At 36.9% G+C, this 13,553-nt stretch carries 1 protein-coding gene; it reads right to left on the reverse strand.

Going from position 1 to position 13,553, the window contains the following annotated elements; all coding sequences use genetic code 11:
• Positions 1-7: 7 nt before the first annotated feature.
• Entirely contained in the window at positions 8-13,480 is a 13,473-nt protein-coding gene (locus tag PF028_RS05370) for a YadA-like family protein (protein WP_270877200.1), read from the reverse strand.
• Positions 13,481-13,553: the final 73 nt, after the last annotated feature.

Below are 13,553 nucleotides of genomic sequence, written 5' to 3' on the forward strand. Positions count from 1 at the left end.
ACCATTTTTAGAAATGGAAGCCTAATGACAATCCTGCGCCTACATTTTCTTGCGTATCATAAGACAATGATGACTTGAATATCCATTTGCCGTTATCAGACATTTTTGAAAGTCCTAGCGACAATGAACCTTGATCTTTATAATAACCAGTTCCAACGCTTAGCATGCCTTTGCCTGGGATTGTTGATTGTGGCAAGTTACCGATAGCGATAGCAGAAGCGATACCGCCTCTATACTCTTTCTTAGCTTCGCCTAGTTGATTTGCTAGGTTATTGACGGCTTGATTTGTTTGGTTGATTTGATTGCCGATATGAGCTGAAACGCCTTCGATAGCAGAGTATAACTGGCTACCGTTGATAGCGTCTGTGCTATCTTTGCTAACTAAACCCGGTGCTACGCCTTGAATACGACGAGTTTCATTAGCATTACCTACGCTTACTACGCCAACTACTTGATCTCCGCCTGCAAATTTATTCATAACTACATCGATATTTTGACCGTTTGCATTTTTAACGGTAATTGTATCACGAGTATAAGCTCTATTTGTACCTTTACTTTTACCAGTGGTTTCATCTATATAAGCTGAGTCATTACCAAAGAATAATGAATTTGCAACGGTTGTATTAGCTTGACCTGTTGTATTATTTCCTATAACAAAAGTATTTTGCGTAGATACATTATTGTTATTACCAATAACATAACTTCCGTCTGCTCCTGCCGCTACGGTATTTGGATCACCAAATGCACCTGCGTTGTTAGCATGGACTATATTGCCTGTACCGATAGAGATAGAATTTTTACCAAGAGCTTGTGCGCCGTTACCCATAGCGATAGCATTTTCGCCTTCTGCGTTTGCTTGATAGCCTATTGCAGTTGAGTATTTTCCGCTAGCACTTGCATCTTCTGGGTGAGATTGATAGCCGCCTGGTTGTTGCGTTCCATCATTCGTATGGAAAAATCTAATTCCGTGTTTATTCATTCCGGCAATAGCATCAACAACACTTGTTTGTAAAGTTCCGCTTTGGCCATAAGCATCGTATGTTTTTAATTTATAATTAGCAGGATCGTTAGGGTCACCAGGATCGCCAACAATATTTGTGATATTAGTAATATTATTATTAATATTGGTAACAGCATTATTTAATTGACCAACATTAACAGCGTCTGTATCAGCCGTTCCTGCTGCGACATCGTGAATTTGCTGTCCGCCCATACTAATATTATTATCGGTAATCTTGATTGTATTTGAACCGCTACCGATAGTTAAACCACTATTATTGATGACAGTATTTCCGATAGTTACGCTTCCGTCTTGTCCTAAGTCAATATCTTTTGCAAGCTTAACAATCAAATCGCTTCCGTCATTAACCACGCCGATATTGCCGTTTGTTAAGCTGTTTTCACCACCTGTGTGATTACCTTTGATATTTTGTGTTTGATTTAAATTTTTAGCTATTTCGCTGCCATAATCACCTTTATATTTAACTCCGTCATCAAGTGTAGCAACTTGCATATTGTTGCCGTCTTGATCTTTATAGATAATTCTAGTAGGGTTTGTTTTTGTTAAAGAATTATCGCCCTTGCCTATCGTAATAGTAGCACTAGTTCCACTATCGCCGTTTATAGCGATACTTCCTGTACCGTTAGCAACACTTATACTAACGCCATTATTGCCGTTTTTATCGGCTACGGTTATGTTGCCGTCTTGACCGCTACCGCCACCGATTTTGATTGTATCGGCAAGTTTTAAATCATAAGTATAGTTGCCCTCAGATTCCTTGCCTTGTGTTAGTAATAAATTTGAACCCGTATAAGTGCCGTTTGTTCCTGCTACTACGCCACCTTCGATAGTAAATTTAGTGCGATTGCCTTCTGTTGCTTTTTTAAGTTGGCTAACATTTACGGCATCGGTATCATCAATACCTGCACCTACATTATGGATAATATTATCACCCATGCTAATGTTACTTTGAGTGATTTGAATATCGTTTTTACTATTTTTACTTATAACAATGCCATCAGAAGTGATAGTCGTGTTGCCGTCGCTTGTGCCGATTAGGAACTGAGTTTTATTTATAACGGTGTTGTCGCCAAATTTAATGCTTCCGTCAGTGAGATCCAAATCTTTGTTTAGTTTTAGATCATAAGTGTTGTTATTATCGCCACCCCAAGCTAGTTGTAGATTTCCATCTGTATAACCACCAGCAGGAGCTTTTACGCCACCATTGACCGTAACTTTGGTAATGTTTGCTTCAACTTCTTTTAGTTGAGCAACATTTACAGCATCACTATCAGCTGTACCTTTTGCAACATCGTGAATTTGATTTCCGCCTACACTTACATTGTTATCTGTAAATTGAAGTGTTTTTCCGTCACTATTTACAACTAAACCATTTGGAGTAATAGTTGTTTTATTGCTGTCATTAGCAACTACAAATTCATTGTTGTTGATATAGCTATCACCAAATGTAATACTTCCGTCTTTTGTTAGATTTAGGTCTTTATTTAGACTTAAATCATAAGTGTTGTTTGTATCGCTCCAAGCTAGTTTTAGGTTTCCATCTGTTACATTTGCTTCATTCCAGCCATTGACTGTTATGTTTTTATCAACTGCTTTAATAGCTTCATGGATAGTGTTTTTACCTGTGTCGCCTATGTTATTAGTGATGATTGTTTTATTATCATCAGCTACTTTTGTATCTCCACCAATTGAAGTTACTATGCTATTGATAGTATCTGTGATGTTTAGGTCATAGTTAGTATGTCCGTCTTTTTCAGTTGTTCTAACTACACCAACAGAGCCATTGTTAGAAGTAACTGTTGTGTTGGCTTCTTTTAGTTGAGCAACATTTACAGCATCACTGTCAGCTGTACCTTTTGCAACATCGTGAATTTGATTTCCGCCTACACTTACATTGTTATCTGTAAATTGAAGTGTTTTTCCGTCACTATTTACAACTAAACCATTTGGAGTAATAGTTGTTTTATTGCTGTCATTAGCAACTACAAATTCATTGTTGTTGATATAGCTATCACCAAATGTAATACTTCCGTCTTTTGTTAGATTTAGGTCTTTATTTAGACTTAAATCATAAGTGTTGTTTGTATCGCTCCAAGCTAGTTTTAGGTTTCCATCTGTTACATTTGCTTCATTCCAGCCATTGACTGTTATGTTTTTATCAACTGCTTTAATAGCTTCATGGATAGTGTTTTTACCTGTGTCGCCTATGTTATTAGTGATGATTGTTTTATTATCATCAGCTACTTTTGTATCTCCACCAATTGAAGTTACTATGCTATTGATAGTATCTGTGATGTTTAGGTCATAGTTAGTATGTCCGTCTTTTTCAGTTGTTCTAACTACACCAACAGAGCCGTTGTTAGAAGTAACTGTTGTGTTGGCTTCTTTTAGTTGAGCAACATTTACAGCATCACTATCAGCTGTACCTTTTGCAACATCGTGAATTTGGTTTCCGCCTACACTTACATTACTATCTGTAAATTTAAGTGTTTTTCCGTCACTATTTACAACTAAACCATTTGGAGTAATAGTTGTTTTATTGCTGTCATTAGCAACTACAAATTCATTGTTGTTGATATAGCTATCACCAAATGTAATACTTCCGTCTTTTGTTAGATTTAGGTCTTTATTTAGACTTAAATCATAAGTGTTGTTTGTATCGCTCCAAGCTAGTTTTAGGTTTCCATCTGTTACATTTGCTTCATTCCAGCCATTGACTGTTATGTTTTTATCAACTGCTTTAATAGCTTCATGGATAGTGTTTTTACCTGTGTCGCCTATGTTATTAGTGATGATTGTTTTATTATCATCAGCTACTTTTGTATCTCCACCAATTGAAGTTACTATGCTATTGATAGTATCTGTGATGTTTAGGTCATAGTTAGTATGTCCGTCTTTTTCAGTTGTTCTAACTACACCAACAGAGCCATTGTTAGAAGTAACTGTTGTGTTGGCTTCTTTTAGTTGAGCAACATTTACAGCATCACTATCAGCTGTACCTTTTGCAACATCGTGAATTTGGTTTCCGCCTACACTTACATTACTATCTGTAAATTTAAGTGTTTTTCCGTCACTATTTACAACTAAACCATTTGGAGTAATAGTTGTTTTATTGCTGTCATTAGCAACTACAAATTCATTGTTGTTGATATAGCTATCACCAAATGTAATACTTCCGTCTTTTGTTAGATTTAGGTCTTTATTTAGACTTAAATCATAAGTGTTGTTTGTATCGCTCCAAGCTAGTTTTAGGTTTCCATCTGTTACATTTGCTTCATTCCAGCCATTGACTGTTATGTTTTTATCAACTGCTTTAATAGCTTCATGGATAGTGTTTTTACCTGTGTCGCCTATGTTATTAGTGATGATTGTTTTATTATCATCAGCTACTTTTGTATCTCCACCAATTGAAGTTACTATGCTATTGATAGTATCTGTGATGTTTAGGTCATAGTTAGTATGTCCGTCTTTTTCAGTTGTTCTAACTACACCAACAGAGCCATTGTTAGAAGTAACTGTTGTGTTGGCTTCTTTTAGTTGAGCAACATTTACAGCATCACTGTCAGCTGTACCTTTTGCAACATCGTGAATTTGATTTCCGCCTACACTTACATTGTTATCTGTAAATTGAAGTGTTTTTCCGTCACTATTTACAACTAAACCATTTGGAGTAATAGTTGTTTTATTGCTGTCATTAGCAACTACAAATTCATTGTTGTTGATATAGCTATCACCAAATGTAATACTTCCGTCTTTTGTTAGATTTAGGTCTTTATTTAGACTTAAATCATAAGTGTTGTTTGTATCGCTCCAAGCTAGTTTTAGGTTTCCATCTGTTACATTTGCTTCATTCCAGCCATTGACTGTTATGTTTTTATCAACTGCTTTAATAGCTTCATGGATAGTGTTTTTACCTGTGTCGCCTATGTTATTAGTGATGATTGTTTTATTATCATCAGCTACTTTTGTATCTCCACCAATTGAAGTTACTATGCTATTGATAGTATCTGTGATGTTTAGGTCATAGTTAGTATGTCCGTCTTTTTCAGTTGTTCTAACTACACCAACAGAGCCATTGTTAGAAGTAACTGTTGTGTTGGCTTCTTTTAGTTGAGCAACATTTACAGCATCACTGTCAGCTGTACCTTTTGCAACATCGTGAATTTGATTTCCGCCTACACTTACATTGTTATCTGTAAATTGAAGTGTTTTTCCGTCACTATTTACAACTAAACCATTTGGAGTAATAGTTGTTTTATTGCTGTCATTAGCAACTACAAATTCATTGTTGTTGATATAGCTATCACCAAATGTAATACTTCCGTCTTTTGTTAGATTTAGGTCTTTATTTAGACTTAAATCATAAGTGTTGTTTGTATCGCTCCAAGCTAGTTTTAGGTTTCCATCTGTTACATTTGCTTCATTCCAGCCATTGACTGTTATGTTTTTATCAACTGCTTTAATAGCTTCATGGATAGTGTTTTTACCTGTGTCGCCTATGTTATTAGTGATGATTGTTTTATTATCATCAGCTACTTTTGTATCTCCACCAATTGAAGTTACTATGCTATTGATAGTATCTGTGATGTTTAGGTCATAGTTAGTATGTCCGTCTTTTTCAGTTGTTCTAACTACACCAACAGAGCCATTGTTAGAAGTAACTGTTGTGTTGGCTTCTTTTAGTTGAGCAACATTTACAGCATCACTATCAGCTGTACCTTTTGCAACATCGTGAATTTGGTTTCCGCCTACACTTACATTACTATCTGTAAATTTAAGTGTTTTTCCGTCACTATTTACAACTAAACCATTTGGAGTAATAGTTGTTTTATTGCTGTCATTAGCAACTACAAATTCATTGTTGTTGATATAGCTATCACCAAATGTAATACTTCCGTCTTTTGTTAGATTTAGGTCTTTATTTAGACTTAAATCATAAGTGTTGTTTGTATCGCTCCAAGCTAGTTTTAGGTTTCCATCTGTTACATTTGCTTCATTCCAGCCATTGACTGTTATGTTTTTATCAACTGCTTTAATAGCTTCATGGATAGTGTTTTTACCTGTGTCGCCTATGTTATTAGTGATGATTGTTTTATTATCATCAGCTACTTTTGTATCTCCACCAATTGAAGTTACTATGCTATTGATAGTATCTGTGATGTTTAGGTCATAGTTAGTATGTCCGTCTTTTTCAGTTGTTCTAACTACACCAACAGAGCCATTGTTAGAAGTAACTGTTGTGTTGGCTTCTTTTAGTTGAGCAACATTTACAGCATCACTATCAGCTGTACCTTTTGCAACATCGTGAATTTGATTTCCGCCTACACTTACATTGTTATCTGTAAATTGAAGTGTTTTTCCGTCACTATTTACAACTAAACCATTTGGAGTAATAGTTGTTTTATTGCTGTCATTAGCAACTACAAATTCATTGTTGTTGATATAGCTATCACCAAATGTAATACTTCCGTCTTTTGTTAGATTTAGGTCTTTATTTAGACTTAAATCATAAGTGTTGTTTGTATCGCTCCAAGCTAGTTTTAGGTTTCCATCTGTTACATTTGCTTCATTCCAGCCATTGACTGTTATGTTTTTATCAATTGCTTTAATAGCTTCATGGATAGTGTTTTTACCTGTGTCGCCTATGTTATTAGTGATGATTGTTTTATTATCATCAGCTACTTTTGTATCTCCACCGATTGAAGTTACTATGCTATTGATAGTATCTGTGATATTTAGGTCATAGTTAGTATGTCCGTCTGTTTTAGTTGTTCTAACTACACCAACAGAGCCGTTGTTAGAAGTAACTGTTGTGTTGGCTTCTTTTAGTTGAGCAACATTTACTGCATCACTGTCAGCTGTACCTTTTGCAACATCGTGAATTTGATTTCCACCTACACTTACATTGTTATCTGTAAATTTAAGTGTTTTTCCACCTTTATTTACAACTAAACCATTTGGAGTAATAGTTGTATTACCTTCACTATTTTTAACTACAAATTCGTTGTTGTTGATATAGCTATCACCAAATGTAATACTTCCGTCTTTTGTTAGATTTAGGTCTTTATTTAGACTTAAATCATAAGTGTTGTTTGTATCGCTCCAAACAAGTTGTAGATTTCCGTCTGTTGTATTTGCTTCATTCCAGCCATTGACTGTTATGTTTTTATCAATTGCTTTAATAGCTTCATGGATAGTGTTTTTACCTGTGTCGCCTATGTTATTAGTGATGATTGTTTTATTATCATCAGCTACTTTTGTATCTCCACCGATTGAAGTTACTATGCTATTGATAGTATCTGTGATATTTAGGTCATAGTTAGTATGTCCGTCTGTTTTAGTTGTTCTAACTACACCAACAGAGCCGTTGTTAGAAGTAACTGTTGTGTTGGCTTCTTTTAGTTGAGCAACATTTACTGCATCACTGTCAGCTGTACCTTTTGCAACATCGTGAATTTGATTTCCACCTACACTTACATTGTTATCTGTAAATTTAAGTGTTTTTCCACCTTTATTTACAACTAAACCATTTGGAGTAATAGTTGTATTACCTTCACTATTTTTAACTACAAATTCGTTGTTGTTGATATAGCTATCACCAAATGTAATACTTCCGTCTTTTGTTAGATTTAGGTCTTTATTTAGACTTAAATCATAAGTGTTGTTTGTATCGCTCCAAACAAGTTGTAGATTTCCGTCTGTTGTATTTGCTTCATTCCAGCCATTGACTGTTATGTTTTTATCAATTGCTTTAATAGCTTCATGGATAGTGTTTTTACCTGTGTCGCCTATGTTATTAGTGATGATTGTTTTATTATCATCAGCTACTTTTGTATCTCCACCGATTGAAGTTACTATGCTATTGATAGTATCTGTGATATTTAGGTCATAGTTAGTATGTCCGTCTGTTTTAGTTGTTCTAACTACACCAACAGAGCCGTTGTTAGAAGTAACTGTTGTATTTGCTTCTTTTAGTTGAGCAACATTTACAGCATCACTGTCAGCTGTACCTTTTGCAACATCGTGAATTTGATTTCCACCTACACTTACATTGTTATCTGTAAATTTAAGTGTTTTTCCACCTTTATTTACAACTAAACCATTTGGAGTAATAGTTGTGTTGCCTTCACTGTTTTTAACTACAAATTCGTTGTTGTTGATATAGCTATCACCAAATGTAATACTTCCGTCTTTTGTTAGATTTAGGTCTTTATTTAGACTTAAATCATAAGTGTTGTTTGTATCGCTCCAAACAAGTTGTAGATTTCCGTCTGTTGTATTTGCTTCATTCCAGCCATTGACTGTTATGTTTTTATCAATTGCTTTAATAGCTTCATGGATAGTGTTTTTACCTGTGTCGCCTATGTTATTAGTGATGATTGTTTTATTATCATCAGCTACTTTTGTATCTCCACCGATTGAAGTTACTATGCTATTGATAGTATCTGTGATATTTAGGTCATAGTTAGTATGTCCGTCTGTTTTAGTTGTTCTAACTACACCAACAGAGCCGTTGTTAGAAGTAACTGTTGTATTTGCTTCTTTTAGTTGAGCAACATTTACAGCATCACTGTCAGCTGTACCTTTTGCAACATCGTGAATTTGATTTCCACCTACACTTACATTGTTATCTGTAAATTTAAGTGTTTTTCCACCTTTATTTACAACTAAACCATTTGGAGTAATAGTTGTATTACCTTCACTATTTTTAACTACAAATTCGTTGTTGTTGATATAGCTATCACCAAATGTAATACTTCCGTCTTTTGTTAGATTTAGGTCTTTATTTAGACTTAAATCATAAGTGTTGTTTGTATCGCTCCAAACAAGTTGTAGATTTCCGTCTGTTGTATTTGCTTCATTCCAGCCATTGACTGTTATGTTTTTATCAATTGCTTTAATAGCTTCATGGATAGTGTTTTTACCTGTGTCGCCTATGTTATTAGTGATGATTGTTTTATTATCATCAGCTACTTTTGTATCTCCACCGATTGAAGTTACTATGCTATTGATAGTATCTGTGATATTTAGGTCATAGTTAGTATGTCCGTCTGTTTTAGTTGTTCTAACTACACCAACAGAGCCGTTGTTAGAAGTAACTGTTGTATTTGCTTCTTTTAGTTGAGCAACATTTACAGCATCACTGTCAGCTGTACCTTTTGCAACATCGTGAATTTGATTTCCACCTACACTTACATTGTTATCTGTAAATTTAAGTGTTTTTCCACCTTTATTTACAACTAAACCATTTGGAGTAATAGTTGTGTTGCCTTCACTGTTTTTAACTACAAATTCGTTGTTGTTGATATAGCTATCACCAAATGTAATACTTCCGTCTTTTGTTAGATTTAGGTCTTTATTTAGACTTAAATCATAAGTGTTGTTTGTATCGCTCCAAACAAGTTGTAGATTTCCGTCTGTTGTATTTGCTTCATTCCAGCCATTGACTGTTATGTTTTTATCAATTGCTTTAATAGCTTCATGGATAGTGTTTTTACCTGTGTCGCCTATGTTATTAGTGATGATTGTTTTATTATCATCAGCTACTTTTGTATCTCCACCGATTGAAGTTACTATGCTATTGATAGTATCTGTGATATTTAGGTCATAGTTAGTATGTCCGTCTGTTTTAGTTGTTCTAACTACACCAACAGAGCCGTTGTTAGAAGTAACTGTTGTGTTGGCTTCTTTTAGTTGAGCAACATTTACAGCATCACTGTCAGCTGTACCTTTTGCAACATCGTGAATTTGATTTCCACCTACACTTACATTGTTATCTGTAAATTTAAGTGTTTTTCCACCTTTATTTACAACTAAACCATTTGGAGTAATAGTTGTGTTGCCTTCACTGTTTTTAACTACAAATTCGTTGTTGTTGATATAGCTATCACCAAATGTAATACTTCCGTCTTTTGTTAGATTTAGGTCTTTATTTAGACTTAAATCATAAGTGTTGTTTGTATCACCGTCCCAAGCTAGTTGCAAGTTACCTTTTGTGGTATTTGCTTCCATACCGCCATTTACGGTAACTTTTGTTTTATTTCCATCTAAGCCTTTGGCTATCCAGTAAAGCTGACTTCCGTTTATGGCGTCAGTCGAATTTTCGTCTATCAAACCTGCTGCGACATTTTGAATTCGGCGTGGTGCGGTTGCATTTCCGACACTTACTACGCCTATTGGTCTAGAACCCGCAAAATTTCCGTAAGTCGTGCCGTTTATAACCACGCTAGTTATCTCGCTCATATCGCCTGTGGTAGTTCCTACTACATAGGCTGTGCCGTTTCCTAAGAAAACAGAGTCATTTATCGTTTCAGTTACATTTCCGCCTAAAACAAATATATTTTCTGCGTCGCCGTTTTGACCTACTATGTTGTTGTTTCCGACTACATATATATGTTTAGATGTATCATCGGTTGAATTTGCGTCACCTGCTGTTTTTCCTATTCTATTATCATTACCAAAACTATAAGATCTATTTGCAGTTACTGCACTTGGGTCACCAAATGCACCGGAATTTGATCCGGCGACTGATTGTCCGTAACCCACAGCGACAGAGTAATCCCCTGTTATGTTATTTTCCATACCGATAGCAATGCCGCCTTCGCCGCCTATACTATTAAAGATACCAAAAGCATTGGCATAATCTCCGATTAGTTCGTTGTAAGTTCCTATTGCGACCGAATTTATACCTTCTGCGTAGTTATAAAAACCTTGTGCAAGCGAATACTCTGCGTTTTCTCCAATCTCATTACCCGAACCAACTGCAAAAGAGTTATACGCTTTTGCTAGGTTGCCATCACCGATAACAGCAGAATAATCCGCAAGAGCTTGATTATTTTCACCAATAGCTATGGCGCGTTCGCCATTTATATCATTATTCATACCTAACGCCATAGCATAATCACTGATTGCCGTTATATTGTTTTCTTTACCAAACGCCATTGCATTATCTGCTTCGACTAAATTTTGGAAACCAAAAGCGGTAGAGTATTCTCCTTTTGCTTGGTTATATCCACCTACGGCAAAAGCTGCCGTATTTGTAGCGTTATTTTCGACACCGACAGCTGATGCAAATATTCCTGTTGCATTGTTATCACTACCGACCGTTAGGGTATTAAGTCCGTCATTTAGGTTATCACTACCAACACTAATGGCTTTTGGTCCGGTTACTTTATTTTGCGCACCGATTGCGGTAGAAAAAGCTCCTGTAACCATAGTGTTTCCCACACCCATGGCAGTAGAATTTGTAGCGCCTAATTTTATGACATTTGAGTTACCCATAGCGGTACCGTTTTTATCATAAATTTTATTTTCCAAACCATAGGCACCGCCACCGTCACCTTCTACTATATTGCTTGTTCCAAAGGCATTTGAAGCAATACCATTAGCAATATTCGAAAAACCAACGGCATTTGAAAATGTATTGTTTGCTTCCGAGCTTTGACCTACTGCTAGTGAGCCAAGGCCACTAGCTCGTGTTTCTCTGTATGCTCCGTTGCTACTGGTAGCTGTTGCAGTTCCTGCAAAAACTCCATGCAAGAGATTTATTCTATCCGACACCGCACTGCTTCCGCCCATGAAGTTGATATAATCTTCCAATTTTGTTTTCTTAGGAGCGCTTGTTTCGCTACCTATATCATCACCACCGATAGCGATAGAGCCGTATCCGTTAGCTACGGCATTAGCACCAATTGCTATGGTTTGTCCAGCTATGGCTTTTGATTGCGTTCCAATAGCGACACTTTGTCCAGCATCATCGTTTGCTAAATCCTTAGCTATGGCTAAATAACCAATAGCAATATTTCCTTCGCCTGAACTGTCTGCTAATGCCCTAGCACCTAATGCAATAGCGCCCGTTCCATTTGCTTTTGGACCTGGAATTTGAAGTGTCGTAATGACTTTTTCGTTGATTTTAACTTCATAATCCACATGGTCGCTATTTGTACTACCATCCCACACTGCACCGCCGATTGCGATATTTCCCATCCTACTTGTCGAAGAATTTCTACCTATGGCGATACTAGTATATCCAGTCGCATCTCCACCCATAGCTGCAAATGTGTATTGGTTGTGAGTTTTACCGCCCATAATTGCAACGGAATCTCTGCCATTTGCAATAGAGTCCTTTCCAATAGCGATAGAATTATCGGTATTAACAACTCCACCAACAGTAGCAAAAGAATTTACTCCGTTTGCGACAGAATTTACGCCCAGTGCGATAGAGTTATCTTTAAGAGCCCTGCCACCCATAGCAGCAAGAGAATTTGCACCATAAGCGTGTGAATTTGCACCAAAAGCAGTTGAATTATCAGCTCCTGCATGTGTTATAGAGCCAGAACCCCAAGCGACAGAATTTGTAGCGTTTGCTTCATTGCTTTCGCCACCAAGCACAACCGAGCCGTCGCCTTTGGCTATATTAAATCTACCGCCAAGAGTAGCTGATCTTTCTCCGATAGCTTTGTTTTCTCTACCGCCTAGCGTGGTTGCTGCATAGCCACTAGCTATATTAAGCCTACCACCACCTGCTAGCGAATTTGCACCCGTTGCGTTGTTTTCAAGACCAAAAGCGGTTGAATTTACACCGCTTGCACCAGAACCTTCGCCCCAAGCAGTTGAATTTTCGCCAGAAGCCACTGTATCTACGCCAAAAGCAGTTGCTCTTAGGTTAGTAGCTTGTGTTCTTAAACCAAAAGCGGTTGCGTTATTAAGCGTTGCTCTTGTATTATACCCCCAAGCAGTTGCTTGATCACCACTTGCTATTGTTTGATTTCCAAATGCAGTAGAGTTGCCTCCGCTAGCCAAAACGGAACTAGCACCCCAAGCAGTGGAATTGTTTCCGCTAGCTGTTGCTCTACCCCAAGCCGTGCTATCAGGACCTGTTGCTTGACCCCTGCTCCAAGCGGTGCTTCTTGCACCAAACGCCACTGCACTTGCCCCAAATGCGGTAGAGTTAGTTCCGCTAGCAGTTCCACCCGCCCATGCGGTAGAACTTAATCCGCTAGCGGTCGATGTATATGTGGTAGTTGTGCCATTTTCGGTAACATAACCTCTTCCCCAAGCAGTAGCATTTAAACCACTAGCCGTGCCACCACCCCAATATTTTTGTTCCGTTGTTGCTGTTATGTCGGTTTCATTATTATTACACCGAGTTGATCTTTGTGTTATTAGTTGGGTATTATTGTTTTGACACAATACATCTGCCTGTGCTTGTGTAGGCATAAATGCTGAGCCCAATGCAATAGCCGTAGCTAGTGATAAAACTACTTTGTTAAAACCTGCATTTATATAAAAAGCATCAGCTCCGCTACCGCCCCAAAAGTCGGCAAATCTAGCAAACGCACAGCCTAAACTACCGCCAAAACCACTTGTAACGGCTTTTTCGCCACTGTGGCTTTTAGCTATCTCACTAACGACTTTGACACCGTGTGAGCCCTTTTTAAGTTTAAAAATCTTGTTCATTTAAGATTTCCTTTGTGTGAATTCACTTTACTTGCTTTTAGAACTCTTTCTAAAATCAGATAAATCCCTTGAT

The organism is Campylobacter sp. CN_NE2, from assembly GCF_027797465.1.
GTDB lineage: Bacteria > Campylobacterota > Campylobacteria > Campylobacterales > Campylobacteraceae > Campylobacter_B.

Coding starts and splice junctions, on each gene's coding strand:
- PF028_RS05370 (WP_270877200.1), bottom strand. CDS start 13,480: ATGAACAAGATTTTTAAACTTAAAAAGGGCTCACACGGTGTCAAAGTC.